Below are 26,111 nucleotides of genomic sequence, written 5' to 3' on the forward strand. Positions count from 1 at the left end.
CTGGTTTGTTCTACACACTCGCGACAGCAGCCTACTCGTTACTGAACAGACGATCAACAGCCCTTGGGCAGGCTGAAGCGTTGCCGACCACCGGCCTGCAAGCCATCCACCCAGGCCTCGCAGATCTGCACGCCCTGGGCCGGCGTAAAGGTGCCCGGGTTGAGGCCCGACTCCAGCCACAAGCCATCGAGCAACGCGCTCAGGCTGATCGCCGCCAGGTCGGCGTCAAAGCCCTGCCAGCCCTCTTCCACCGCCAGCGTGGCGAGCAGCCGGCTCAACTCGTTGCGGTACTCACCGTAGGAATGGTCGTGCACCTGGTTGATCGCATCGGCGGTCTTCACCGCGCCCCAGAACGCCAGCCAGGCATCGAGCAGTTGCGGGTCGAGCAGTTCGGCGCAAAACGAGGCACGGAAGAACGCCGACAGCCGTTCGCGGGCCGTGGGCGCGGCCTGGGCCATGGCTTCGCGCAGCAGGCCCATGACCCGCCCAGTGACCGCCATGTAAGCTTCGGCCACCAGTTCGTCCTTGCCCGCGTAATGGTGGCTGATCAACCCCACCGAAACCCCCGCCTCGGCGGAAATCTTGCGGATCGAAGCCCCCTGAAAACCATGGCGTTTGAGGCACACCAAGGTCGCCTCGACCAGGTTGGCTTTGCGCAATTCCGGCAGCATGCGGTGGTAGCGGGCTTCCTGGCTCATCGGCGATTCTCGGGCAGTAGACTGGGCTGAACGACTGTACAGCAAGCCGAGCGCCATGATAAACCCTACTGGCCAATGCCCGGTGTGCACCCTGTTGCCGGGCCTGACCACAACAACAAAAGCGGCTGCCATGAACGACCTGATCACACGCGACCTGGACCAGGGCCTGCTGACCCTGACCTTCAACCGCCCAGACAAGCTCAATGCCCTGAACATCGCCATGTACCGCCAGTTTGGCGACCTGCTGCTGGCGGCGGGCGAAGACCCGCACGTTGATGCGGTGCTGATCACGGGCGGCCCCCACTGCTTCAGCGCCGGCAATGACCTGCGCGATTTCCTCGACAACCCGCCCAGCGACAGGGACAGCCCGGTGTTCCGCCTGATGCGCATTGTGATGGGCCTGGATAAACCCCTGATCGCTGCCGTCAGTGGCGCGGCGATCGGCATCGGCGCCACCCTGCTGCTGCATTGCGACCAGGTGCTGGTCAGCCGCACGGCCAAGCTGCGCATGCCATTTGCGCCGCTGGGGGTATGCCCGGAGTTCGGCTCCAGCCTGCTGCTGCCGCGCATGCTCGGGCACGCCCGCGCCGCCCGCTTGCTGATGGGCAACGCGTTGCTTGAGGGTGAGCAGGCGGTAGCCTGGGGCTTGGCCAGTGAGCTGCATGAAGATGGCGAACAGTGCTTGGCGGCCGCCCGGCAACTGGCGCGGCGGCTGCAAAGTTACCCGCAACAGGCGCTGCGCATTAGCAAGCGCCTGCTCAAGGATGGGGGGCGCGCGGAGCTGGAGGCCACTGTGGAGCGGGAGAGCCAGTTGTTTATCGAATGCCTGCGTACGCCTGAGGCCAAGGCGGCGTTGCGGGGGTTGATCAAGGATTGAGGTGATGGTTTGAGGTGATCGGGTTGAGGTTTGCGGCGCTGTCGAGATCGAGCGCCGCCGCGCGGCGCTTCGCAGCACAAGGCTGCTCCTACAGGTTCATGGCGCGCTATCGAGTCGAACACACAAGGCGGTCGCGCGCCGCCTTCACAGACATGACTGGCCCGAACAAATGTGGGAGCAGCCTTGTGCTGCGAAGCGCCGCGCGGGCGGCGCTCGATCTCACAGGCGCCACACCCCCATCGCCATACACCTGGCAGCCTCACACCCCTGCATGCCCCTAATACCCCGTCATCTCCAGATACCCCCGCCCGCCCGCACTCCCCTGCAACCTCACCGGCCCCTCCCAGTAAGGAAACCGGGTGTTCATCCAGGCACGCGGCTCGACGGCATCAACCTGCACATCCACGCCGTACGCCAGCACCCGCACTCGCCAACGTGTCGGCACCTCCTTGCCGTTTTCCTGCCGTGTCCAGGCCAACGCCTGAAGCTGAATCTGATCGCCTCGCAGCGCTACCACCTCACCCTGGGCACTGGCCCAGGTCCCCGCCCGATACGGCAAACCCTTGGCCTCGCGCACCTGGAACAGCATCAGCTTCGCGCCGCTGTCCAGGTGCAGTGAAAACCAGTCCCAGCCCGTTTGCCCGGCCGCCAGCGGCTGGCTGCTCCACTCCCGGTCCAGCCAGGCCTGCCCGGTGACCGCAATGCATAGGCCATCGCGCTCCACCTCGCCGCTGACGCGGTAGAACGGCTGGCTGTAGTAATACGACGCTTGCCCCTTGCCCGACTTTTCGCTGTAGCCCTGGCTGCCGTGCAGCACCAGCGGCCTGTCACTGCGCAGGCTCAGGTTGTAGCCAAAGCCTTGTCCGGAAGCCTTCATGTGCAACCCTGCAATGCCCTCCCCCCCCTGCAGTGACCAGTCATTGATCCAGGCCCGGAACGGCTGGGCCTCGACGCCTGCCTGCCCGATACCGCCACGCGCCAGGGTCTCGCCAGCGCGATGCCCACCCGGCCCAGTCAGGGCCGCATGCCCCATCCACAGGTTCGGGCTGTTCCAGTCGGCCGTTTCCGCCCCTGGGCGCAAGGCCGAACGGAACAGCGTCCACTGCGCGCCCCAGTCCCGCCCTTGGGCGTCTTCAAGGTTGGCGGTGACATACCACCATTCGATGCGAAACCCCTCATGGGCACCGTGATCACGCGGGAACACCAAGGGGTGATCGCGGGTCACCTGGCTGAACCCACTGGCCTGCTCGCCCAACCCGGCAAAACTCTGCGGCGCTGGCGCAGGCTGGTCGCAGCCGCTCAGCAGCGCGCACAGCACGACACAGGCTTTAACGTTCATCGGCAAACTGCCTCAACAGATCGCTGGGCTGTCGCCGCGCCAGTTGCCACAGCGGCCAGGCACTGGCCAGCAGGCTGGTGAGGATGCCCAGCACCGCCAGTTGCACCAATTGCCCAGGAAACACATACAGCGGCAACCGCCAGCCAAATGCCTGCACGTTCACCACCGCCACCAGGCACCAGGCCAACACGACACCGACAGGGATCGCCAGCAGCACGGTGAGGCTGCTCAGCATGAGCGTCTGGCCCAGGGTCAGCCAAACCAGTTGCGTGCGCCGCACACCCAATGCCCAAAGCGGCGCCAGCTGGCCCAGGCGGCTTTGGCTCAGGGTCAGCAGGTTGATGAACATGGCCACGCCGGCGACACCCAGTGTCAGGCTGTTGAGGGCGGCGGTGGCGGCAAAGGTGCGGTTGAACACTTCGGTCGACCAGCGCTTCAGGCGCGATTGCTCGACCACCCGGCTGTCGTCCAGGGCAAAGCGCTGCTGCAACTCAGCTTTGAGGGGTGCCAGGTGCGTGGGCGCGACATCCACGCTCAGGCCGGTCAATGTCGCCTGCGGCCAATGCCTGCGCAGCCAGTCGGCATTGACCAGCACATGGCCCTTGGGGTTGCCATAGTCGGCGTACACCCCCACAACCGTCATGGGCGGCGCAGCGTCGGCCGCCAGCATCAAAGTGTCGCCCACCGCCAGCCCTAGGCGGCGGGCCAATTGTTCACTGAGCATCACCGCCTTGCCCGCCGCCAACTGCTGCCAGGCCTGCGCGTGCTGGTCCAGCAGCGGCCAGCGGTCGCGGTAGGCCGGGTGGTCGATAACCCCCTGCACCTGCACCGGCCAACCCTTAAGGTGCGTTTCCACACGCCAGCCTGGCAGCACCGTAATGGCCGCAGGTTGCTGCTTGAGCCACTCTCTGATCTGCAGGCCCTGCGCAGTGTCCCGAGGCGTCACGTAAAGGTCGGCGGCCAAACGCGCATCTAGCCAGCCGATGAAGGTCTTGCGAAAGCCCTCGGTCATGCTGCCCACACCAACACTGGCGGCCAGTGCCAGCAACAAGGCCATCAGCGCCAGGCTCAACCCGGGTAATTGCTGGCGGCTGTCGGCGACGAACCACTGCGACAGCGGCCGTCGGCGCCCACGCGCAGCCCAGGCCAGCACGCCGTCGAGCAAGGGCGGTAACAGCAACGCCGAGGCCAGCAACAACGCCGCCAGCAAGGCGAAAGCGCTGGCCAAGCCCTGGCCCAGTTGCCAACAGCCAAGCGCCACCAGCAGCAACAGCAGTGCCACCCACGTCTGGCGCCGCAACCAACGGCCTTGCGCCAAGCGCCAGGCCTGGGGTTGAGCCAGCGCCAACAGGGGCAGGCGCGCCGCCTGCAAAACACTGCTCAGCCCCGCCAACAAGGCCCCGAGCACACTCACCAGCACCCCAGCCAACCACCACCCTGCCGGCAGGTGCAACACGCTGGCGACTTGGGCGCCATACAAGCCACGCAAACTCGCGGCAACGTCTGGCAACAGCAACGCGGCCAGCCCATAGCCGCCCGCCACCCCGGCCAGCCCGCCCAGCACCGCGAACAGGCCCAGCTCCAGCGCCAGGCCGAGCAAGAGGCAATGCAAACTGACGCCACAGGCCCGCAGGCTTCTGATCAAGCCACGGCGCTGCTCCAGTGCCAGGCCAATGGCGGCGTGGGCGATGAACAGCCCGACCACGAAGGCCAGCAAGCCGAGGGCGGTGAGGTTCAGGTGAAAGCTCTCGGTCAGGCGTTGCAGGCCACCGTCATCACTCGGTGTTTGCAGTTCGAGTCGCGCAGCGATGGCTGCGGGCAAGGGCGCCGAAGGCCCTGTCAGTAGAAGCCGCGACAGCTGTCCGGGTGCCTGCAGCAAGGCCTGCGCATGGCCGATGTCGACCACGATCACCCCGGGCGCCAACTCCGGCTTGAGCACAAAGGGTGGCAGCCGCTGCCCTTCGCTGCTGACGGCCACGTCGCTAACGGTTTTGCCCAGTTGGCGCAAGGTGTCCGGCCCTACCCAGGCCTGCCCCGGCGTGCCGATAAAGGCCTGCAGGTCGAAGTCGGCCACCCGCACACCGGCCACGGCAGTGGAAACTGGCAAGCTCAACGGCTCGACGCCAATCAGCCGAACAGTCACCGGCTGCTCGCCAGAAAACCGCAGCCGCCCCTCCAGTACCGGGGCAACCGGCCAGCCCAACTGGCGCAATTGCACATACAGCGCCTGCTCGAAGCGTTCGCCGTCACGCGGCACCAGTTGCGCCTGCATCGGTGCCGCCAGTACCGCACTGGCGCGGGCGTAGTCGCTGCGCGCCTGGCTGTTGAGTGCCTGGACGCCGGTCCATAACGCAGTGGCCAGCCACAACCCGGTAAAGATGCTAAGGCACTGCACGCGATGGCGCCGCCAATGGCTCAACAGCGCCTGCAGGGTCAGCAGCAATGGGCTCATAGGCCGTGCTCGGCGCGCACACGGCCCGCCTGCAGGTAGCAACTGTGCGCTAGCCGCGCCGCCAGGCGCTGGCTGTGGGTCACCATCAGGACACTGCTGCCGGCCTCGGCGACCAGTTGCAAAAACAGGCCTAACACCTCATCGCTGCTGGCTTCGTCAAGGCTGCCGGTCGGCTCGTCTGCCAACACCCAGGCGGGGCGACCGGCCAGGGCGCGGCCAATGGCGACCCGCTGTTGCTGGCCGCCAGATAGCTGTTCCGGGTAGCGCGTCAATAACGCAGCCAGCCCCAGGCGCTCTGCCAAGTACGCCAACCAGTGCGGGTCATGCCGGTTGGCAAGCCGGGCCTGAAACGCAAGGTTGGCCGCCACGTCCAAGCTGCTGATCAGGTTGTACTGCTGAAACACCAGGCCAATGCCGTCCCGGCGCCACCGCGCCAGTGCCGACTCCGAACGGCCATCGAGGGGTTCGTCATCAATCAGGATGCGCCCGCTGTCGGCCCGGTCCAGGCCGGCAATCAAATGCAGCAAGGTGCTCTTGCCACTCCCCGACTCCCCCATCAGCGCCAGGCTGCTGCCGCGGGCCAGGCGCAGGTCGATGCCCTGTAGCACAGGCAGCGGGCCTTGGGGTGTGATGAATGACTTGTGCAGTTGCTCGACGACCAGCATCGGGGGACTGTCCTCTTTGCGCGTTGTATCCCATAGGCATAGCAGGTCACGGCTGTGCAAGGGTTACCAGGACGTCATGTTGATCACTACGTCGAGTGGGACCTTGATATTCGGCAACCCCTAATTGACTTCACTTAACAGCCCCCTGTGCCCAAAGCGCAGCGAGCACGGCTTTGCTCAGAAACATACAAGATCCGCATTTAGCGAAACTTCCTACAACTCTTTAGGAAGCCATTACGGCGACGAGGAATGGATTCCCCGTTACGGTCTTTGGGTGCACTTATGCCCCGCATTCTACAACGCGTCCGGCCCGATAAACCTGCCCGATGGGATGAACAGCAGGAGCCCGTATGAGCAACTTGAACGATGTGCGCTTCACCTTCAGCACACCCGCCGATGAGGCAATAGCGTTTGATGTGGTGTCGTTCGAACTGACCGAAGCAGTCAGCGAGTTGTACCGCTTGGAAGTCGAACTGGTCAGCTTTGCCGACGACGCCGACTTCGCCACCCTTCTAGACCAACCCGCCGTGCTGACCATCTGGCAGCAGCAGGAAGCAGTGCGCCATGTCCACGGCCTGATCAGCAGTTTCGAGCAAGGCAAGACCGGTCACCGCCGCACCCGCTACCGCGCCGTGATCGAGCCACAACTGGCCCGCGCGGGCCTGCAATCGGATTGGCGCATCTTCCAGCACCGCCCGGTCCCGCAGCTGTTAGAGGAACTGTTCCGCGAACGCCAATGGGGCACTTTGATCCAGTATGTGGTCAACCCACACCAGAGCCGCGAGTACTGTGTCCAGGCCGGTGACCTGGACCTGAACTTCTTCTGGCGCCTGTCGGCCGAGGAAGGCTTGATCTGCACCTTCGAGCACAGCGAAGCCAACTACGTGGTGATCCAGACGGATCACATCAGCAATTTCGGTAGCCTGGAAGGCGAGCCGGTGTTGTATGTCGCCAACCGAGGCGGCATGGAGCAACAACCCTGTCTGCACCACTTCGCCTACCGCGAGCAGGTACGCACCAGCAGCCAAGTCCAGCGCGACTACACCTTTACCCACCCACGCTACAACCATGAGCACACCATGTTCCCTCAGGACATGGGCAATCAAAGCAACGACTACGAACGCTACGACTACCCTGGCCGCTACAAGCACGACAACGCCGGCAAGCCGTTCACCCAGACCAAAGTCGATGCCCTGTTCAGCGATGCTCGCGTGGCCGAAGTCGAAGGCGATGATGCTCGCCTGCAACCGGGTATCGCCTTCCAGCTGGCTGGCCATGCCCGGGAGGACATGAACATCCTCTGGCGGCCACTGCGGATCACCCACAGGGGCCGCCAGTTTACGGCACTGGAAGAGGATGCTGCCGAAGCCGAAGTTGGCACGTCCTACACGCTCACCGCCACCCTCATACCTGCGCAAGTCGAATGGCACGCCCCTGCCCGCCCCAAACCGGTAATCGAAGGCCCGCAGATGGCCAAGGTAGTCGGGCCACCCGGTGAGGAAATCTACTGTGACGAGCACGGCCGTGTGCGCGTGCAATTCCCCTGGGACCGTCTCGGCCAGGACGATGAGAAAAGCTCATGCTGGGTGCGGGTCACTCAAGCCTGGGCCGGCGCCACCTGGGGCCACATGGCCATTCCCCGGATTGGTCAGGAAGTGGTGGTCAGTTTCCTCAACGGCGACCCCGATCAGCCGATGATCACCGGGCGCAGTTATCACATCGTCAACCGCCCGCCGTACCGCCTGCCTGAGTTCAAGGCACTCAGCCCGATCCGCAGCAAGGAGCACCACGGCAAACGCCACAACGAACTGCGCTTGGACGACACCACCGGGCAGATCAGCGCGGCGCTGATGAGCGATCACGACCACTCGGCACTGAACCTCGGTTACCTCACCCATCCTCGCCACTTTGGCGGCAAGCCGCGTGGCCAAGGTTTCGAGCTGCGCACCGATACCCACGGCGTGGTGCGTGCGGGTGGCGGGCTGCTGCTGACGACGGAGGCGCGCAGCCGTGCCACCGAGCATCACACCGACTTGGCGGAACCGCCGAACGCCTGAAGACCGCCCAGGAGTACCACACCACCTTCGCCAGTGAAGCCCGCGATCACCTGGCCCAGGAAGGCGGCGATCAGGATGAAGTGGGTGATGCCCTCAAGGCCCAGCACGACGCCATTCGCGGCAGCGGTGGCAACCCTGAAACCAACCGCTTCCCCGAGCTGGCCGAGCCTCAACTGGTGATCGCCAGCCCGTCCGGCATTGCGACGACCACACCGCAATCTACCCACATCGCCAGCGGCGAACACCTGGGCCTTAGCACCGGCGGCCACACCAGCATGGCCATCGGCAAGCGCCTGTTAATCAGTGCCAGTCGGGGCATACGGCAGTTCGTACAGAGCATGGGCTGGCGACTAGTCGCGGCCTCCGGCGACATCGACCTGAAAGCGCTCAAGGACAACATCAACCTGCTGGCCAAGCTCAAGGTCACCGTGACCGCAGAACGGATCACCCTCAGTGCCAAGGAGGAACTGGTGATTCAAGCCGGTGGCAGCAGTACGACCTACAACGCGGGCGGCATTCTGCACGCCACGGCTGGGCAGTACACGGCACACGCGACGGACTTCATCTACAAGGCCTCAAAGAGCCAGGCGGCGGCGTTTCCTGAAGACCTCAAATCGGGCAAGGGCAATCTGGAGCTTTTTCAGCATTACGCAAATAACCACGCATTCAAAGGAGCCAAGTACGAAGTTGAAGACGCGCTAGGTCAAGTCATCACAGGCACTTTGGATGAGAACGGGTTTGCTGCCGTATCAGGTCTCGCATCCGGCCCCGTGAAAGTGCAGTTCGGGCGAGACAAAGCCAGGGCTGCGTCTGCAACACCGTTCCAGGAGCCGCCCCCGTCAACCACCTCCGACAAAAGCATGCCCCTCAGTCCGGCAGACGCAATGCAGGAGGCGGTCAATCAACTCATCAAGTCAGGGGAGATGAATGCTCGCGATGCCAAGCACCTCATGCAGGCGGCCCTCAAGGCTCCACTCGCCACCGAAGCAACGTTGAAAGAGCGCCCCCATCCGATGACGCTCCGCAATACAAGGAACAACCAACATGGATAGGTGCAGCGGGGTAGTCGCCCCTAAAGATACCTTCGATGAAGAAGACGTAACAGCCAGCACCGAGATGCTGGCCAAGTGGCTCACAGACCTCACTGGAGACATTGTTAACTGGAGGACCGTCATATCCGTAGGCGAGATGCTACCTGTCGCCGGGTCGATTTTTGCGGCTACGGATGCCATTGGCGACATCATAGAACTGGCCAAAGGTGACAGTGCCTATCGAGCTGACGTGTTCAACTGGGTAGGTCTAGGCATCAACCTATTCGCAATTGCTCCATTACCTGGTATCGGACCGGCGCGAGTAGTCATGCGCCCAGCACTCAAATCACTGAGAACCGCCTCCAAGGACGGCATAGCTCAAGCGGTTCTCAAAGCGATTGAAGGTGCGCTAGCCCATGTTTGCCCTGGGGACCTCGAAGCGTTCATAGGCGAGATCGAAGCCAAGTTGCAGAGCATTCTTGCCAGCTTCGCCGAGAAAGTTGTCGAGGTCTGCAGGTTCCTGGCCAACTTGATCCGGTCGGTGGCAGACGGGACAGTGAAGGATGTCGCCCTGACCGCCCTGTTCCCCGGAGTACGATTAGTGGCGGAAGCCTCTGACTATTTCAAACGAAAAACAGGGCTTGGCTTCAGCAAAAATGAACTGGGCTTCGGACAAAACGAAAAGCTAAAAAAACTTCTTGAACCTGCAGCACGAAGCCTCGAAAGCATCGGCCGGATGGCAGGCGAGAAAATAGTCGCAATTGGCAACAAGGCGAACCCTGGCAGCATCGCCGATATTCTGAGCGTACTAAGCCTGGCTTTACGTAAAAGAGGGTACACACCGAGGCGAAGCAACATCGCGCCAAACTCAACCAGCCAAAGCCGCAATGTGCAGGGGCGCCACGGCACCGAGGCGGCTCCTGCCCAACGCGCGACAAAGGCAGACCCAAACTGCAAAAAGCGCGGGACAAAAGCTGGCACCCATTGCAGCATCAGCTTCACCACAGGGACCGAAACAATCGTCCACACCGATTTCCAGCTACCAGGTGTGTTCCCCATCGAGTGGAACCGTACCTATCGTTCCTCTCTGTCAGCCTTCGACAGCAGCCCCTACGGCGCACGCTGGACTACTCCATTTGCAGCTCGCTTCGATCTGAATGAAGACCACCTCACTTTCCATGGCAGCGATGGCAGAAGCCAGCGCTATGCGTTGCCGAAGCTCAAAGGCAGCCACTACGACGCCATCGAAAACGTAGTCATCGCACGGATCGCAAACGACACCCTCGCCATACTACGAGGCCATGATAGCCAGGAGATCTATCAACGTCATGGCGATCAGTTCCGCCTGACGACCATCAAGAACAAGGGCGGAGCACGCATAGACCTGCACTATGAACACCGAGTAGCTGACACATCCGTGCTTTCCGATCTGGTGACGTATCAAAACGATACGCCCCATCATCATATCCACACACAGATCAACGATCAGGGACATGTCATCGCGTTATGGTTGATGTACGACGGCCAACCGCAACGCCAACTGGCGAACTATACATACGACACGCACGGCGATCTATGCACTGCGAGCGATGAGCACGGGGCTCAGTGGACCTATCAGTACCAGCACCATCTGGTCACCCGCTACACCGACCGCACCGGCCGGGGCATGAACCTCGAATGGCTCGGTGAAGGCGCTGATGCCAAGGCCATCCGCGAATGGGGAGACGATGGCAGCCTCGATACCCGCTTGAGCTGGGACCCAGACATCCGCCGGACCCGCATCGTCGATGCCAATGGCAACGAGACCCAGCATTTTTGCGACATTCTTGGTTACCCCTATCGCGTCATCCATCCCGACAGGAACGAGGAATGGCTGTATCGCGATGCCGCCAAAAACATCACCCAGCACATCCACACCGATGGCAGCAGTGATGTCTACGCCTACGACGAACGCGGCAACCTGCTGCAGCATACCCGACCCGATGGGGCATCGATCCATCACGCCTACGACGACCTGGATCAGCGTTTCAAAACACGAGATGCCGAGGGCGGGCTGTGGAAGTACGACTACGATCAGCGCGGCAACATCACCGAAACCCAGGACCCGCTGGAGAACAAAACGCTCTACCGATACAACAGTGACAACCTGCCCATCGCCATTACCGATGCCAACGGCGGTGAGAAGAAGCTGGCCTACAACCGCGATGGGCAGCTGATCAGCTACACCGATTGCTCGGGCAAATCCACGCAGTGGAAGTACAACGCCTTGGGCCAATTGACCAAACTCATCAACGCCGCCGGTGAGGTGACCGAGTACCACTACGAAGCTGGCCAGCTGGTACGGCTTATCCACCCAGACAAGACCAAAGAGCGTTTCGAACGCGATGCCGAAGGCCGACTACTCAGCCACACCGACGGCCTGCACCGTCGCACCCGCTGGGACTACAACGAAGCCGGGCTTATCCATCAACGCCACAACGCCAACGACACCACCCTCACCTACCACTGGGACAAGCTCGGCCAGCTCGTGCGTCTGCGCAACGAAAACAACAGCGAAGCCCGCTTCAAATATGACCCTGCTGGGCGCTTGCTCAAGGAAACCGGCTTCGACCAGGAAACCACCCATTACCTGTACGACAACGGCAGTAACCTGCCGACTCGGCGCTTGGATGGAGATAGGACCAGCCATTTCACTTACGACCCTATGGGCCGACTTCTTGAACGCAAAGCAGGCAGACGCGGCGGTGAGAAATGGGAGATCGAGACCTTTGCCTATGACGGCAATGGCAATCTGACCTGGGCTGAGAACAGCACCTGCAAACTGCAGTGGTTCTACGATGCCGCGGGCAACAATACGCGCGAGCATCAATGGCTTGATTATCTGGTCAAACCACAGGTTGCAGTCTTCAAGCATGAGTACGATGCTCTCAACCACCGCGTCGCCACCACCCGTCCCGATGGCCACCGAGTCAGCTGGCTGACTTACGGCAGCGGCCACCTGCTCGCGCTCAAACTTGATGACCAGGAGTTGATCAGTTACGAGCGTGATGACCTGCACCGAGAGATCGGTCGCGTGCAGGGCAATGGCCTGGTCCAGCGACAGACTTGGAGCCCGAATGGCCAGTTGCTGGAACAGACGCTGGCTCGGCAAGGTGAGTCCAAACGCATAGCGGCTCGCACCTACCGTTATGACGAAGCCGGGCAGCTATGCCACATCAAAGACTTGAACCGTGGCGATCTGCGCTACCGTTATGACCCGGTGGGTCGTTTGCTTGAAGCCAGCCTTAACTACGAGAAGGAAACATTTGCCTTTGACCCAGCGAGCAACCTGCTGGACCCCGAGGCACCGCCCGGGCCAAATCCGCACTCGCCACGAAAGCTGATGGACAACGTGCTGCGCAGCTACTGCGGAACGCAATACCGGTACGACGAGCGCGGCAATCTGCTGGAGCGGATAGAGAATGGCAAGGCTGGCAAGTTCACCTGGGACCTGTACGACCGCCTGCGTAGATACGAGGACGATCGGCTGGTTGTCGAGTTTGGCTATGACGCTTTAGGCCGCCGTGTCTACAAAGACTCGCGCTCGAAGTACCGCAATCGTGTCCAGGCTGGACCGGTTTGGAATGAGAATGCGCGGCGTGCGCTGGATGAGAAGCTGGGCTGCGATCTGACGCTATTTATCTGGGACGGTGACACGCTGGCGTTCGAGCAGCGAGGCCGACACGGCAAAGGGCAAACCACGCACTATGTGTATGAGCCCGGGACCTTCGTTCCGGTCGCACAAGGGGTGATGAATCACATTGAGGAAATGCTGCGGCAGCCAAACTATCATTTCCCGTATGACATCGACCGAGATCCAGTATGGCAGCACAAGCCAACGCCGAAGCCGTTCGATGCTCTGGTCTGGTATCAATGCGATCACCTCGGCATTCCAATGGAAGTCACCGACGCTAATGCGAAAATTGCATGGACAGCAATCTATGAGGCGTGGGGAACAGCCAAAGAAAATGGAAATAAACAAGCAGATTTGTCAGGAATGCACTATCCACTGCGCTTCCAAGGGCAGTATTTCGACCCCGAGGCTGTGCTTCACTACAGCCGGTATCGATATTATGACCCCTTTCAGGGTCGATTTATCACTCGAGACCCGATAGGTCTTTACGGTGACATCAATTCTTATACGTATGCACCCAACCCGATCGAATGGACCGATCCATTAGGATTATCACGTACAGGGAGAACGCCTCCTCCTACTGGAAAGAAAAACATCGACAACAGAACCTGCTGCGCTGAAAAATGGATTATCCAGAGATATGACAAAAGGTGCAGCGGCCATGTACCGGGAGTTGGCAACGTAAGCTTGTACAGAGATCCAAAAGACGGAAACTGGTACTCACCAGATAAGACCGAGCACGGTAGTTCTTGGAAAGTATTCACGGAATCAAGAAACAGCACGCTCGAATGGTTAGCCGACCTTAATGAGCATGGGGACATGCTTACTGGCAAAAAACACAAAGGCCCAACTGGTCGTCAGATAGACTTAAAATCATTAAAGTGCCAGGAAAAGAAATGATAAACTCAGCAGCGGAATTCATGAGCTTAATCGAAAGCGATGACCCGACACTTAAAAGCAGGGCAATTTCAGATGAGGCAGAGATGCACGTCTGGGAAAGCATGCTTGAGCAACATGCGGATTACGAGTTAATGCTATTACAAAACAACACCATACCAGCCATTATCCTCGCTAAACTAGCCCTTAGTGGTAACTGGAAAACTCGCCACACTGTAGCTAGAAAACGTAAACTAGACCTCGACAGCATGCACCTTTTATCCAGAGACGAAGAGCCTCGTGTTAGGCAGGCTATTGCTGCAAATCAAAAAACACCTATTGAAATTCTAGAACGCTTATCCAAAGACACCGTCACAAATGTCAAGCAGGTCGCGCACTACAATTTAGATTTGCGAAAGAAGCAGCAACAATAGCGCCCAATTATCGGATAGTGGAGCATCACAAAGATGCTCCACCCATCACAAGTCAGCCACCAATCAAGAAACAAAATTACACCATTTCTCACCATCGGTACTGATCTTCGGACAGCAAGGTTTATTAGTAAGGATCCAGTAGTGCTTGATGGCGAGAATACGTACCAGTACGCGCCAAACCCGAGACAGTGGATCGACCCACTTGAACTGACAAGAACCGCCAACCCATGCAGCGCTAAAGACAAGAGAAAATAACTAGAAAGAGAGAGAACCAGGAAAGAGCGTCAATACGACGAGTTGCACGACGACTACAATCAAGCTATGAACAGCGCCCTAGGATACACTCAAATCTCCGCCAAAGATTCCGTTCCTAATCCGGCCAAATTCATACCGGAACCCTTCAACGGGGGACGATTTCTAGATGAGCATTGGGGCTTTCGCGTGGAGTATGACAACAGAGACAAGGCTCATATAAATGCTTTTAACAGAAAAAATGAAAGAACAATTTGCTTTGAGGCAACACAAAAAAAGTGGGAAGAATAGCATGGAGATTTAACCGATGAACTTCACGCCAGAATGCCAGACCTACATCAACACCCATCTATATGAAAGGCAAGATGAGCCTCTGAAGGAAATTGGAAAACCACTACCAACAGGCGCATCAAACATCCACTGAGAGAGCATCCCCAACAAAATCGAAGCACACTCCGCCCAGAGAGAAAGATTAATGATCGAGGTGCAACGCAAGGACCAAAGGGGAAGTAGATGAGTATTACAGCTGAAGAATTCAGGATCCTTTGCGACGATGATGAAGATACCACGTTTGCACACCAAACTGCCTCACTTGAAGTATGGACTGAAATACTTAATAACTACCCGGAGCTCGCACGATGCGTAGCTGGAAACAAAAACATTCCCGACGACATCATAGACCGTCTCTCGAAGAGCAGCGACATAGATATCCGATGGAAAATAGCAACCAAACGAAAACTTAATAGAACGGTCTTCGAGCGACTCGCAATCGATTCGGACGCAACTGTAAGACACCGAATTGCCTGCAACCCCAAGGTGCCCAAAGACATCCTGCAACAACTATCCAAAGACCCTGACCCCATGGTTGCATCATCAGCCATTAGAAAACTTTATACCTAAAACGAAGCCGCAAACCCAAAACAGACACTATTGAGTTAGTTCCAACTGAATCTCCGCCATGATCGGTTGTGTCACCAAGACAGATTATTTTCATCATTGTGTTGGGCCTACTTGAAGACACCCTTTGCGATGGGGCCGATCGGCAGCGAGCCATTCTTGCCATCCAGCTCCAGTGTTGCGAAGGCGTTCTGGTCCGGGTCGGTCTGGCAAGCGGAAAGGGTGATCTGGAAGTCAACCTTCGGCGTCGCGAGTGGAACGGGTCACCTGGTACTTCTACTAGTTTTCGACGCTGAACCTTGGCGCTAATACTTCCTAACATTCAATGAGTACAAGCGCTCAATTGCAAATCGGCCAATCACATTTGAACGGGTGCCGTAAACAGGCGCACGAGGAGAACAGCATGCTTCCGGCTCGTTGGGTCGCTAAAACCGGCCTGTCCGCCATGGACACCATTTCCAACAACCTGGCCAACGTCTCGACCACTGGCTTCAAACGTGATCGCGCCGAAGTCCAGGACCTGAAAAAAACCTGTTCGGTCAGGGTCTCGCTAGGCACTGCATGCCACTGCTGTTTGTGCCAGGCGAGGTCGGGATTGGTTTCGTCAGGTTCCGGATCGTTCAAACGCGGCAGGGTGACATCCAGCGGTGCTGAAAACCCCGGCTAATGGATCCATAAAACAAAAAACCACTCATGGCAGTCCGATAATCGCCCAGATAAATCGGCAAAAAATGCCATAATCGTTGACCAGGCCGCCCTCCGCCACATTTAATGGATCCATTAAATAAAAACAATCGCTACCCCGGAGAGCCTCCATGTACCCCAAAAACACGTGGTATGTCGCCTGCACCCCCGATGAAATCGCCGAGAAACCGCTGGGCCGACAGGTCTGCGGGGAGCGGATCGTGTTCTATAGAGGCCACGAAAGCCGGGTAGCTGCGGTGGAAGATTTTTGCCCGCACCGCGGCGCCCCACTTTCGTTGGGCTATGTCGAAAACGGCAACCTGGTGTGTGGCTACCATGGCCTGGTGATGGGCTGCGACGGCAAGACCGTCGAGATGCCAGGGCAGCGGGTCAGGGGCTTCCCTTGCAACAAAACCTTCGCGGTGGTCGAGCGCTACGGCTTCATCTGGGTCTGGCCCGGCGACCAGGCGCAAGCGGACCCAAGCCTAATCCCACACCTGGAGTGGGCGGTGAATGACGCGTGGGCCTACGGCGGCGGGCTGTTCCACATTGGCTGCGACTACCGGCTGATGATCGACAACCTCATGGACCTGACCCACGAAACCTACGTGCATGCCTCCAGCATTGGTCAGAAGGAAATCGACGAAGCCCCGCCCGTGACCACCGTCACCGGTGACGAAGTGGTGACTGCCCGGCACATGGAAAACATCATGGCACCGCCGTTCTGGCGCATGGCCCTGCGCGGCAACGGCCTGGCCGACGATGTGCCGGTGGACCGCTGGCAGATCTGCCGCTTCACCCCGCCCAGCCATGTGCTGATCGAAGTTGGCGTGGCCCACGCAGGCAAAGGGGGTTATCACGCCGATGCGCAGCACAAAGCCTCGAGCATCGTGGTCGACTTCATCACCCCAGAGACCGACACCTCGATCTGGTACTTCTGGGGCATGGCGCGCAACTTTGCAGCGCACGACGAAACGCTGACCGCCAACATCCGCGAGGGCCAGGGCAAGATTTTCAGCGAAGACCTGGAAATGCTCGAACGCCAGCAACAGAACCTGCTCGCCTACCCCGAGCGCAACCTGCTCAAGCTCAACATCGATGCCGGCGGGGTCCAGTCGCGCAAGATACTGGAGCGCCTGATCGCCAACGAACGCACGGCCCAAGCCCAACTGATCGCGACCAGCGCAAGCCCAGCCTGACGAGGAACGGACATGATCGATGCCGTAGTGGTTTCCCGTAACGACGAAGCGCAGGACATCTGCAGCTTCGAGCTGGCCGCAATCGATGGCAGCCCGCTACCGCCCTTTAGCGCAGGCGCGCACATTGACGTGCACCTGCCGGATGGGCAAGTCCGCCAGTATTCACTGTGCAATCACCCCGAAGAACGCCACCGTTACCTGATCGGCGTACTCAAGGACCCTGCCTCACGTGGCGGCTCGCGCAGCCTGCACGAGCAGGTGCACAACGGTGCCCGCCTGCGTATCAGCGCACCGCGCAACTTGTTCCCCCTGGCCCTGGGCGCCCGTCGCAGCCTGTTGTTCGCAGGTGGTATCGGCATTACGCCGATCCTCTGCATGGCCGAGCAACTGGCCCACAGCGGCGAGGACTTCGAACTGCATTACTGCGCCCGTTCCAGCGAACGTGCAGCCTTCGTCGAACGCATGCGCGGTGCCGCCTTCGCCGACCGCCTGTTCGTGCATTTCGACGAACAACCTGAAACTGCACTGGACATCGCCCAGGTATTGGCCAACCCGCAAGACGATATGCACCTGTATGTGTGCGGCCCAGGCGGGTTCATGCAGCATGTGCTGGAAAGCGCCAAGGCGCAGGGCTGGCAGGAGGCCTGCCTGCACCGCGAATACTTTGCCGCCGCGCCGGTTGATACGCAGAACGACGGCAGTTTCTCGGTGCAGGTGAACAGCACCGGCCAGGTCTTCGAGGTGCCCGCCGACCAGAGTGTGGTGCAGGTGCTTGAACAGCACGGCATCGCGATCGCCATGTCGTGCGAGCAAGGCATTTGCGGCACCTGCCTGACGCGCGTGCTGGCAGGCACACCGGAGCATCGCGACCTGTTCCTCACGGAGCAGGAGCAGGCGCAGAACGATCAGTTCACGCCCTGTTGCTCGCGCTCGAAAACGCCGCTGCTGGTGCTGGATATCTGAAGCGCTTTAAGACGAGGGCAGGATGACCTTCATGCGCGCATCGGCCGTGGCCGCGCCGAACGTCTCGGCGTAGCGCAAGGTGGCATTGGCGTGCTCGCGCATGATGGCCTCGGCGCGGGCGCCCTGCCCGCTGACCAGGGCATCGAACACCGAATGGTGCTGCATGTGTGCATAGTTGAAGCGCCTGTACTCACGCGCCAGGTCATGGCGGTCCACGGCCAGCGCAGTGACCGAGGCAAACGGCAGGTGGTCATTGCGCGCCAGGGCATCGGCAATCGCCGGGTTGTGGCTGGCTGCGATGATCACCTGGTGGAAGCGCATGTTGAGGTCATGGTAGGCCTGCAGGTCTTCCTCGGTGACAAAACCCTTGTCGAACAGTTGGTCGCCTTCGACCAGGCAGCGCTGCAGCGCTGCGCGCGCTTCAGCGGACAGCCCACGCTCTGCCGCTTGGCGCGCAGCCAGGCCTTCGAGCACGCCACGCACCTCGACCGCACCGGCGATGTCGTCTGCGCTGACGGAACGCACCTGAAACCCACGCCCGCCAAAACGCACCAGCAGGCCCTCCTGCTCCAGGGTGCGAAATGCCATGCGCACCGGCATCCGCGAGACACCGAACAGTTCGGCGGTGGGGATTTCCATCAGACGCTCGCCGGCCGCCAATTCGCCGGAGGCGATCATCTTGCGAAGCGTAACCAGCACCAATTGACCGGGCTTGCTCATCCAGGCAGTTTCCAGAGACATGAGCGGTAATCTTATCGCAGTGCACCCCGCGCTGCACTGAGTCGGCGCAGGAGGGATAAGTGCTCGCCACGACGCATTGGGTGGCCATGAGATCGAGCGCCGCCCGCGCGGCGCTTCGCAGCACAAGGCTGCTCCTACATCTGTTTCGGGCCAGTGAGGCCTGTGATATTTGCGCGCGACCGCCTTGTTGGTCCGACTCAACATCGTGTCAGGCGCCAAGGGGGCGCGCGCTCATGGCACAGGAATAATTGGCCCGAAACAGATGTGGGAGCAGCCTTGTGCTGCGAAGCGCCGCGCGGGCGGCGCTCGTTCTCAATGCCGGCAAAATTGCTGCGGCGTACACCTATTAGCCACACCCCAATCTTGGCAAAACTTTGCTGGAATACCCGCCCAGGCCGGGCACCAAAATCCCGACCCTAGGCATCGGCCATCACTGCCTGCCCCGGCCGCGACGCTGGCTTGAGCAACACCAGGCAACCAGCAGCAAGCACGAAGACACTGGCAAACACCCCATACAGGTGCAGCGGTTGCCAGCCGCCGTCGAGCAGTACGCCGGCCACGGTCGGCGACAGGATTGCGCCGATCCGGCCAATGCCGATGCCCCAGCCCACCCCGGTGGCGCGCACCGACGCGTCATAGACAACCGGTGACAGCGCATACAGCCCAGCCACGCAACCGTTGGCGAACAGCCCGATCAGCAAGCCCAGCGCCAGCGCGGCAGTGACCGATGACCCGCTGGCCACGAACAACACCAGCAGCCCGGCCGTGACCAGCATGAACATCGCCAACACGCGGCTCAGTGGCCAGCGTGACGACAGGCCGCCAATCAGCGCCGCGCCAAGGATGCCGCCAACGCTCAGCAGCACCCCGCCGGTAATGCCCTGCTGCGCCGACAAGCCAGCCGCGACCAGCAGCTTCGGGGTCCAGCTCATGACGAAGTAGAAGCCGAACATCACCAGGAAGAACAGCAACCAGATCACCAGCGTGGTGCGGCGCATGGCGGGGGTCAGCAACTGCCTGAACCCTGTGGCGGCACCAGGCACGCCTTGCGCGGGCGGCGGCAGCTGGGACAGTGCCGGTTGCCCGAGTTTGTCGGCCAACCGATTGACCCGCGCCAAGGCATTCGCCGGGCGGCGTGCCAACAAAAAGTCCAGCGACTCCGGCAGCCACAGCAGCACCAGCGGGATCACCAGCACCGTGACGATGCCGCCGAACAGGAACACCGAACGCCAGCCCCAGTGGCCCAGCAGCCATACCGCCAACAAGCCGCCCAAGGTCGCGCCCAGGGCATACCCCGTGGACTGCAGGCTCACTGCCAGGCCACGCCAGCGTTTGCTGGCATATTCACTGGCGATCACATTGCTGCTGGCCAGAATGCCGCCGATGCCAAGGCCGGTCAGCCCGCGCAGCAGCGCCAGTTGCAACGGACTCTGGCTCAACGCCGAGAGCAACATGCCGACACCGGAAAGCGCCAGACAGAACAGAATCAATGGGCGCCGGCCAACGCGGTCGGCCCACGGCGCAATAAACAGTGACCCTGCCGCCATACCGAACAGGCCGGCGCTGAGCAGCAGCCCCACCTGCGCCCCACTCAGGCCCCACTCGGCAGACACCGAGGCGGCCGTGAAGGCCATCACCAGCACGTCAAAGCCATCGATCATGTTCAGCACGATGCAAATGCCGATGGCCAGGCACTGGAAGCGGCCCATCGGGTCATTGTCCAGACGTTGCTTGAGATCGATGTTCATGGGGCCACCTGCAGGCCGATGCGGGCCACAGGCGGGAGGACAGACGTGCACACGCAAGCAGAGCAGAAGGAACGTTGACAGTTCCGTGCCCCAGATAAGCCATTCATGACTGGACCCTTCTTGTAATTGTCGTCGCGCACGGCCGGAGGGCTGGCCGTCGTCAGGCGCTAATCAACCAGATAATGGATCCACAGACAACCGTGTGTGATTTGCTAAACACCAATCCGACAACACAAAGCGGCAAGCGCACAACGAATTAATACAAGAATCCGTTAATTTTCAATATCTTATGAATTTAGCGCCTGATGATTATTTCGTTCGCTTATCGCACAGCAGTTGTTTTGTGGATCCATAAACAACCTCCTAGGCCCCCTCTGCGCAGCCATCCGAGTGCCGGCATGAACAAATCTTCATGTTCGCCGTGAACACCCTGATACCGGGGCCAACAGCTGATCGCCGGCCCCGGCCCAAGGCCGCCTGCCTTGAGCGAAAGGGAGGGGTTGCGTAGCATCGCCGGCCCCGGGGCCGCCGCCCGGCCACACCGCCACCCCACAGAGCCACCCATGCCGCAGCCCATACCCCTCAAGGACCACGAAAAGGAAAAGCACCTGGTCAACCGCCGGCTGATCGCCTGCGCCACCCTGGTCTTCACCCTGGTCGCCGTCCTCGTGGGCCGCCTTTATGTGCTGCAGGTGCTGCAACATGACCAGCAGAGCGCCGTGTCGGAAAACAACCGCGTGCACGTGCTGCCCATCGCCCCTGAGCGCGGGCTGATCTACGACCGCAACGGCGTGGTGCTGGCCGACAACAAGCCCAGTTTCGACCTGACCATGACCCGTGAGCGGGCCGGCGACTCGGCCAAGGTGCTGGATACCCTGGCGCAGGTGTTGAGCCTTTCGGAGGATGACCGCCGGCAGTTCGACAAGGACCTGCGCCGCGGCCGCAAACCCTTCGAGCCGGTCACCCTGATGGTCGGCCTGAACGAAGAGCAGATCGCCCTGGTTGCGGTCAACCAGTTCCGCCTGCCCGGCCTTGAGGTAGAACCGCAGTTCATCCGCGAATACCCACTGGCCGAGCATTTCGCCCATTCGGTGGGTTATGTCGGGCGCATCAACGAGAAAGAAGCCAAGACCCTCGACAGCACCGAGTATCGCGGCACGCAGTCGATCGGCAAGACCGGTATCGAGCACTTCTACGAACGCCAGCTGCACGGCCAGGTGGGCTATGAAGAAGTCGAGACCAACGCCCAGGGCCGGGTCATGCGCGTGCTCAACCACAAGGCCCCGATCCCCGGCAAGGACATCACCCTGAGCCTGGACAGCCACTTGCAACTGGCGGCCGAAAAGGCCCTGGGCGACCGCCGTGGTTCGGTGGTGGTGCTGGACCCAGCCAATGGCGACGTGCTGGCGATGGTCAGCAACCCAAGCTTCGACCCCAACCTGTTTGTCAAAGGCATCAGTTTCAAGCAGTACGCGGCCCTGCGCGATTCCATCGACCGGCCGCTGTTCAACCGCGTGCTGCGCGGTTTGTATGCGCCGGGCTCGACGGTCAAGCCGGAAGTGGCCATCGCCGGCCTGGACAGTGGCGTGATCACCCCTGGCAGCCGGGTGTTCGACCCGGGCTACTACGAGCTGCCCAACTACGAACACAAATACCGCAACTGGAACCGCAGCGGTGACGGCTGGGTAGACATGTACACCGCCATCATGCGGTCCAACGACACCTACTTCTACGACCTCGCGCACAAGCTGGGGATCGAGCGCCTGCACGACTACATGGCAGAATTCGGTCTGGGGCAGAAAGTGTCGCTGGACATGTTCGAGGAAGCGTCCGGGCTGATGCCTTCCGCCGAATGGAAGCGCGCCACGCGCCGCCAGGCCTGGTTCCCGGGCGAGACGTTGATCCTGGGGATCGGCCAGGGCTACATGCAGGTCACCCCGCTGCAATTGGCCCAGGCCACCAGCCTGCTGGCGAGCAAGGGTGTATGGCACCGCCCGCACCTGGCCATGACAGTGGGTGGCGAGACCCCGGTCGACCCCAACCCGATGCCCGACATCGTGCTGCATGACAAACGCGCCTGGGACCAGGTCAGCCAAGGCATGCAAATGGTCATGCACGACCCCCGCGGCATCGCCCGCGCCTCGGCAGCCGGCGCCCAGTACCGCATCGCCGGCAAAAGCGGCACGGCGCAGGTGGTGGCGATCAAGCAAGGCGAGCGCTACAACCGCAACAAGACCCTGGAACGGCACCGCGACAACGCCCTGTTCGTCGGCTTCGCACCGGCCGATCACCCAAGCGTGGTGGTGGCGGTGATGATCGAGAACGGCGAAGCGGGCGGGCGCGTGGCAGGGCCGGTGGTGCGCGAGGTGATGGATGCGTACCTGCTGGATGAGCAGGGGCACTTGAAGCCTGAATATGCGGGCAATGCGGCGACCAAGGCAGTGCCGCACGGTTAGGGGTGGATGTGGCGATGGGTTGCTAGGGGTTCGCCATGGGATTTGCAGCGCCTATGAGATCGAGCGCCGCCCGCGCGGCGCATCGCGAGCAACGCTCGCTCCTACGTTTGTTTCGGGCCAGTTATTCCTGGGGCAAACGCGCGCGACCGCCTTGGCGTATGGCTCAAGATCGCGCCGAACAAACAAAGCGGTCGCGCGCGCCTGTCACAGGCGTTATTGGCCAAAAACAAACGTAGGAGCGAGCGTTGCTCGCGATGCGCCGCGCGGGCGGCGCTCGATATATGCCCCACCGCATACCCCAAGACAGGCACCTGTCTGCCCTCCCCCCCCGACATGCACTCGCAACCCGTCTAACGCCAGGCAATCATTCCCCCAGGTAAGCCTTCTTCACCTGGTCGTCATGCAGCAGTTCTTTGGCGCACCCTTCAAGGCTGATGCGCCCGCCGTCGATCACATAGGCGCGCTGGCAGGTCTGCAGCGCCAGCCGGGCATTCTGCTCCACCAGCAACAGCGTCACGCCACCCTTGACCACCTCGACGATGGTCTCGAAGATCTTCTGCACGATGATCGGTGCCAGCCCCATCGACGGCTCGTCCAGCAGCAACAGCTTGGGCCGCCCCATCAGCGCGCGGGAGATGGCCAGCATCTGCTGCTCGCCGCCCGACATGGTCCCGGCCAATTGGTGCGCACGCTCCTTCAGCCGCGGGAAAATCCCATACATGCGCTCGATATCGGCACCGATGGCGTCCTTGCCGTCGCGACGGGTGAAGGCGCCCATCTCCAAGTTCTCGTGCACGGTCAGCTTGGGGAAAATACCCCGCCCTTCCGGCACCAGCGCCAGGCCTTCGCGGATCAGGTCATGGCCTTTGATAGATGCATGGGCCTTGCCGTCGAAGGTGATCGTGCCGTCAGTTGGTTTCAACAGGCCGGCCAAGGTCTTCAGGGTGGTGGTCTTGCCGGCACCGTTAGCGCCGATCAAAGCGACCATCTCACCCTCACCCACCCGCAGGTCGATGCCCTTGATGGCCTGGATGGCGCCGTAGCTGACCTTGAGGTCGCTCACTTGCAGAATGTTCTTCATGCCACTGCCTCCGCGCCGAGGTACGCCTCGATCACCCGTGGGTCCTTGCGCACATCGGCCGGAAGGCCGTCGGCGATCTTGCGGCCGAACTCCAGCACGGTGATGTGATCGCACAGGCCCATCACTAACTTGACGTCATGCTCGATCAACAGCACCGTCTTGCCGTCCGCCTGCATCTTGCACATCAGTTGGCGCAGGCCTTCGGTTTCCGAGGCGTTCATGCCCGCCGCCGGTTCGTCCAAGGCGATCAGCTTGGGTTCAGTGGCCAGGGCCCGGGCGATTTCCAGGCGGCGCTGGTCACCATAAGACAAACTCTTGGCCAGCTCGCCAGCCAGGTGGGCAATGCCCACGTAATTCAACCAGTGCCGCGCGGCCTGGCGGATTTCACGCTCTTCGCGCACGCAGGCCGGGGTCCGCAGGATGGCGCCGAACACCCCACTGCGGGTGCGCACGTGGCGGCCGATCATGACGTTCTCCAGGGCAGTCATGTTGTGGAACAGGCGGATGTTCTGGAACGTCCGCGAGATACCGGCCTCCACCACCTTATGCGGCTTGCTGATGCGCAGGGGCTTGCCATCGAACATCACCCGCCCCTGCTCGGCCCGGTACAGCCCGGTGAGCACGTTGAACAATGTGGTCTTGCCGGCACCGTTGGGGCCTAACAAACCACGGATCTCACCCCGGCGGATGCTCAGGTCGATGCCGTGCAACGCCTGCAGGCCGCCAAAGAACTTGCTCACCTGGTGCAGTTCGAGAAGTACGTCGCTCATGCCTTGCCCACCTCTTTGGCCGGGAGTTCGAAGGAAACGTCAGTCGTGGGCGCAGACTCCGGGTCATCATCGTGCAGCTCGGCGCGGCGCCGGTCTGACGGCCACAGGCCCTCGGGGCGAAAACGCATCACCAGGATCAGCGCCAAGCCAAATACCAGCATGCGCAGGGTCGAGGCATCCAGCACGTTGCGCAGGATGTCGCGGCTGATGAAGGTGACGTTGTCCATGACCCAGGGCTGAACCCAGTTGACCAGGTCACGGAACAGCTCAGGCATCACCGACAGGATCAACGCCCCCAGCACCACGCCGCGAATCGAGCCCATGCCGCCCAGCACCACCATCGCCAGCACCATGATCGACTCCATCAGGGTGAACGACTCGGGGCTGACGAAGCCCTGGTAACTGGAGAACAGCACCCCGGACACACCGCCAAAGGTCGCCCCCATGGCGAACGCCAGCAGTTTCAGGTTGCGCTTGTTCAGGCCCATGGCTTCGGCCGCCACTTCGTCCTCGCGCAGGGCCATCCAGGCGCGGCCGATGCGCGAGACCTCAAGGCGCTTGGACAGCACGATGCAAAGGATGACGATGAACAGGAAGAACAGGTAGTAGCTGACCACTGGCGAGACGTTCAGGCCGAACAGGCTCCAGCTCTGCTGCAGCGACAGCAAGGGCGCCGGCGCCTCGCCCACGGCATGCATCCAGGGGCCACCGTCCACGTGCAGCGGTGCGATGTTGCTGATGCCCTGGGGGCCGTTGGTGAGGTTCACCGGCTGGTCCAGGTTGTTCATGAAGATGCGGATGATCTCGCCGAAGCCGAGGGTAACGATGGCCAGGTAGTCGCCGCGCAACTTGAGCACCGGTGCGCCGATCAGCACGCCGCAGATGGCCGCGGCAACCGCCGCCAGCGGGATGATCATCCACAGCGGCCAGTCCAGCACACCCTCCACGAGCCCGGCCATGTGCAGGTGCGGTGAAGCCAGCAAGGCATACAGGTAGGCGCCGATGGCATAGAAGCCGATGTAACCCATGTCGAGCAGGCCGGCATAGCCGATCACGATGTTCAGGCCCAGCGCCAGCAGCACGTAGAGCATGGCGAAGCCGAGGATGCGCACCCAGGTGGGGCCCAGCATCGGGATGGCTTCGACCAAAAACGGCAAGGCGACGAAACCGAGGATCAGCAGCAGGTATTGCGTCTTGAGGTTTTTCATTGGGTGCACC

Annotated in this window: 19 protein-coding genes and 1 pseudogene; 10 read left to right on the forward strand and 10 right to left on the reverse strand. The window is 61.1% G+C overall.

What is annotated here, in order from left to right:
• Positions 1-53 precede the first annotated feature (53 nt).
• Positions 54-698 carry a TetR family transcriptional regulator C-terminal domain-containing protein gene (locus tag AC5PZ0_RS22490; protein ID WP_027593676.1) on the reverse strand — a complete coding sequence of 215 codons (645 nt, stop codon included), beginning with the start codon at positions 696-698 and terminating at the stop codon, positions 54-56.
• Positions 699-828: 130 nt separating this feature from the next.
• On the opposite strand from AC5PZ0_RS22490, the gene AC5PZ0_RS22495 reads away from it, so the two are divergent.
• The gene (locus tag AC5PZ0_RS22495; protein ID WP_099428973.1) at positions 829-1,575 is read left to right on the forward strand and encodes an enoyl-CoA hydratase; all 747 of its coding nucleotides are present in this window, start codon (positions 829-831) and stop codon (positions 1,573-1,575) included.
• Between the two features lie 277 nt (positions 1,576-1,852).
• On the opposite strand, the gene AC5PZ0_RS22500 is transcribed toward AC5PZ0_RS22495, so the two are convergent.
• The 3 genes from AC5PZ0_RS22500 to AC5PZ0_RS22510 are packed head-to-tail and all read right to left on the reverse strand — an operon-like array spanning position 1,853 to position 6,031.
• Positions 1,853-2,914 (reverse strand): lipocalin-like domain-containing protein, encoded by a 1,062-nt coding sequence (locus AC5PZ0_RS22500; RefSeq protein ID WP_493855759.1) that lies wholly within the window; start codon positions 2,912-2,914, stop codon positions 1,853-1,855.
• Positions 2,904-5,366 (reverse strand): ABC transporter permease, encoded by a 2,463-nt coding sequence (locus AC5PZ0_RS22505; protein WP_493855760.1) that lies wholly within the window; start codon positions 5,364-5,366, stop codon positions 2,904-2,906. Before AC5PZ0_RS22505 ends, AC5PZ0_RS22500 begins: the two co-directional genes overlap by 11 nt.
• Positions 5,363-6,031 (reverse strand): ABC transporter ATP-binding protein, encoded by a 669-nt coding sequence (locus AC5PZ0_RS22510; protein WP_099428970.1) that lies wholly within the window; start codon positions 6,029-6,031, stop codon positions 5,363-5,365. Before AC5PZ0_RS22510 ends, AC5PZ0_RS22505 begins: the two co-directional genes overlap by 4 nt.
• Before the next feature lie 350 nt (positions 6,032-6,381).
• Here AC5PZ0_RS22510 and AC5PZ0_RS22515 point away from each other — a divergent pair, with 350 nt between their 5' ends.
• On the forward strand, positions 6,382-8,088 hold the full coding sequence (locus AC5PZ0_RS22515; protein WP_493855761.1) for a type VI secretion system Vgr family protein: 1,707 nt from the start codon (positions 6,382-6,384) through the stop codon (positions 8,086-8,088).
• Here the strand turns inward: AC5PZ0_RS22515 and AC5PZ0_RS22520 are convergent.
• A complete protein-coding gene (locus AC5PZ0_RS22520) occupies positions 8,055-8,195 on the reverse strand; it encodes a hypothetical protein (RefSeq protein ID WP_493855762.1) in 141 nt (46 codons plus the stop codon). The genes AC5PZ0_RS22515 and AC5PZ0_RS22520 overlap by 34 nt on opposite strands.
• Between AC5PZ0_RS22520 and AC5PZ0_RS22525 the strand changes: the two genes are divergently transcribed.
• From AC5PZ0_RS22525 to AC5PZ0_RS22555, 7 genes and pseudogenes are all read left to right on the forward strand, one after another.
• Positions 8,169-9,140: a DUF2345 domain-containing protein gene (locus tag AC5PZ0_RS22525; protein WP_493855763.1), complete on the forward strand. Its 972-nt coding sequence runs from the start codon at positions 8,169-8,171 to the stop codon at positions 9,138-9,140. The two genes, AC5PZ0_RS22520 and AC5PZ0_RS22525, sit on opposite strands and share 27 nt — an antisense overlap.
• On the forward strand, positions 9,133-13,692 hold the full coding sequence (locus tag AC5PZ0_RS22530; RefSeq protein ID WP_493855764.1) for an RHS repeat-associated core domain-containing protein: 4,560 nt from the start codon (positions 9,133-9,135) through the stop codon (positions 13,690-13,692). Before AC5PZ0_RS22525 ends, AC5PZ0_RS22530 begins: the two co-directional genes overlap by 8 nt.
• Before the next feature lie 20 nt (positions 13,693-13,712).
• On the forward strand, positions 13,713-14,102 hold the full coding sequence (locus tag AC5PZ0_RS22535; RefSeq protein WP_143503701.1) for a hypothetical protein: 390 nt from the start codon (positions 13,713-13,715) through the stop codon (positions 14,100-14,102).
• Between the two features lie 765 nt (positions 14,103-14,867).
• Entirely contained in the window at positions 14,868-15,254 is a 387-nt protein-coding gene (locus AC5PZ0_RS22540; protein ID WP_157765546.1) for a hypothetical protein, read from the forward strand.
• A gap of 400 nt (positions 15,255-15,654) precedes the next feature.
• A pseudogene (locus AC5PZ0_RS22545) lies at positions 15,655-15,774 on the forward strand (flagellar basal body protein); the annotation flags it as partial.
• A gap of 292 nt (positions 15,775-16,066) precedes the next feature.
• Positions 16,067-17,134, forward strand: a complete 1,068-nt coding sequence (locus tag AC5PZ0_RS22550; RefSeq protein WP_493855765.1) for an aromatic ring-hydroxylating dioxygenase subunit alpha — start codon at positions 16,067-16,069, stop codon at positions 17,132-17,134.
• Between the two features lie 12 nt (positions 17,135-17,146).
• The gene (locus tag AC5PZ0_RS22555) at positions 17,147-18,097 is read left to right on the forward strand and encodes a PDR/VanB family oxidoreductase (protein ID WP_493855766.1); all 951 of its coding nucleotides are present in this window, start codon (positions 17,147-17,149) and stop codon (positions 18,095-18,097) included.
• Positions 18,098-18,103: 6 nt separating this feature from the next.
• On the opposite strand, the gene AC5PZ0_RS22560 is transcribed toward AC5PZ0_RS22555, so the two are convergent.
• Together AC5PZ0_RS22560 and AC5PZ0_RS22565 are read right to left on the reverse strand one after the other, a co-directional pair.
• On the reverse strand, positions 18,104-18,817 hold the full coding sequence (locus tag AC5PZ0_RS22560; RefSeq protein WP_027593685.1) for a GntR family transcriptional regulator: 714 nt from the start codon (positions 18,815-18,817) through the stop codon (positions 18,104-18,106).
• Positions 18,818-19,254: 437 nt separating this feature from the next.
• Positions 19,255-20,586, reverse strand: coding sequence for an MFS transporter (locus tag AC5PZ0_RS22565; RefSeq protein ID WP_412765132.1), 1,332 nt, complete (start codon positions 20,584-20,586; stop codon positions 19,255-19,257).
• Between the two features lie 563 nt (positions 20,587-21,149).
• On the opposite strand from AC5PZ0_RS22565, the gene mrdA reads away from it, so the two are divergent.
• Positions 21,150-23,042, forward strand: a complete 1,893-nt coding sequence (gene mrdA / locus AC5PZ0_RS22570; protein ID WP_099428960.1) for a penicillin-binding protein 2 — start codon at positions 21,150-21,152, stop codon at positions 23,040-23,042.
• Between the two features lie 364 nt (positions 23,043-23,406).
• On the opposite strand, the gene AC5PZ0_RS22575 is transcribed toward mrdA, so the two are convergent.
• From AC5PZ0_RS22575 to AC5PZ0_RS22585, 3 genes are read right to left on the reverse strand one after another with little or no spacing between them, the layout of a single operon-like run.
• A complete protein-coding gene (locus AC5PZ0_RS22575) occupies positions 23,407-24,123 on the reverse strand; it encodes an ABC transporter ATP-binding protein (RefSeq protein ID WP_238217077.1) in 717 nt (238 codons plus the stop codon).
• A complete protein-coding gene (locus tag AC5PZ0_RS22580; protein WP_238217074.1) occupies positions 24,120-24,893 on the reverse strand; it encodes an ABC transporter ATP-binding protein in 774 nt (257 codons plus the stop codon). The genes AC5PZ0_RS22575 and AC5PZ0_RS22580 overlap by 4 nt, the downstream gene beginning before the upstream one ends.
• Complete coding sequence (locus AC5PZ0_RS22585) at positions 24,890-26,101, reverse strand: ABC transporter permease subunit (RefSeq protein WP_493855767.1); 1,212 nt, start codon at positions 26,099-26,101, stop codon at positions 24,890-24,892. Before AC5PZ0_RS22585 ends, AC5PZ0_RS22580 begins: the two co-directional genes overlap by 4 nt.
• Positions 26,102-26,111: the final 10 nt, after the last annotated feature.

The sequence above is a fragment of the Pseudomonas sp. 5.2 genome (assembly GCF_059025405.1).

Excerpts from the sequence above, each read along its gene's own strand:
- AC5PZ0_RS22490 (WP_027593676.1), bottom strand. The coding sequence starts at position 698 with ATGAGCCAGGAAGCCCGCTACCACCGCATGCTGCCGGAATTGCGCAAA.
- AC5PZ0_RS22495 (WP_099428973.1), top strand. The coding sequence starts at position 829 with ATGAACGACCTGATCACACGCGACCTGGACCAGGGCCTGCTGACCCTG.
- AC5PZ0_RS22500 (WP_493855759.1), bottom strand. The coding sequence starts at position 2,914 with ATGAACGTTAAAGCCTGTGTCGTGCTGTGCGCGCTGCTGAGCGGCTGC.
- AC5PZ0_RS22505 (WP_493855760.1), bottom strand. The coding sequence starts at position 5,366 with ATGAGCCCATTGCTGCTGACCCTGCAGGCGCTGTTGAGCCATTGGCGG.
- AC5PZ0_RS22510 (WP_099428970.1), bottom strand. The coding sequence starts at position 6,031 with ATGCTGGTCGTCGAGCAACTGCACAAGTCATTCATCACACCCCAAGGC.
- AC5PZ0_RS22515 (WP_493855761.1), top strand. The coding sequence starts at position 6,382 with ATGAGCAACTTGAACGATGTGCGCTTCACCTTCAGCACACCCGCCGAT.
- AC5PZ0_RS22530 (WP_493855764.1), top strand. The coding sequence starts at position 9,133 with ATGGATAGGTGCAGCGGGGTAGTCGCCCCTAAAGATACCTTCGATGAA.
- AC5PZ0_RS22535 (WP_143503701.1), top strand. The coding sequence starts at position 13,713 with ATGAGCTTAATCGAAAGCGATGACCCGACACTTAAAAGCAGGGCAATT.
- AC5PZ0_RS22540 (WP_157765546.1), top strand. The coding sequence starts at position 14,868 with ATGAGTATTACAGCTGAAGAATTCAGGATCCTTTGCGACGATGATGAA.
- AC5PZ0_RS22550 (WP_493855765.1), top strand. The coding sequence starts at position 16,067 with ATGTACCCCAAAAACACGTGGTATGTCGCCTGCACCCCCGATGAAATC.
- AC5PZ0_RS22555 (WP_493855766.1), top strand. The coding sequence starts at position 17,147 with ATGATCGATGCCGTAGTGGTTTCCCGTAACGACGAAGCGCAGGACATC.
- AC5PZ0_RS22560 (WP_027593685.1), bottom strand. The coding sequence starts at position 18,817 with ATGAGCAAGCCCGGTCAATTGGTGCTGGTTACGCTTCGCAAGATGATC.
- AC5PZ0_RS22565 (WP_412765132.1), bottom strand. The coding sequence starts at position 20,586 with ATGAACATCGATCTCAAGCAACGTCTGGACAATGACCCGATGGGCCGC.
- mrdA (WP_099428960.1), top strand. The coding sequence starts at position 21,150 with ATGCCGCAGCCCATACCCCTCAAGGACCACGAAAAGGAAAAGCACCTG.
- AC5PZ0_RS22575 (WP_238217077.1), bottom strand. The coding sequence starts at position 24,123 with ATGAAGAACATTCTGCAAGTGAGCGACCTCAAGGTCAGCTACGGCGCC.
- AC5PZ0_RS22580 (WP_238217074.1), bottom strand. The coding sequence starts at position 24,893 with ATGAGCGACGTACTTCTCGAACTGCACCAGGTGAGCAAGTTCTTTGGC.
- AC5PZ0_RS22585 (WP_493855767.1), bottom strand. The coding sequence starts at position 26,101 with ATGAAAAACCTCAAGACGCAATACCTGCTGCTGATCCTCGGTTTCGTC.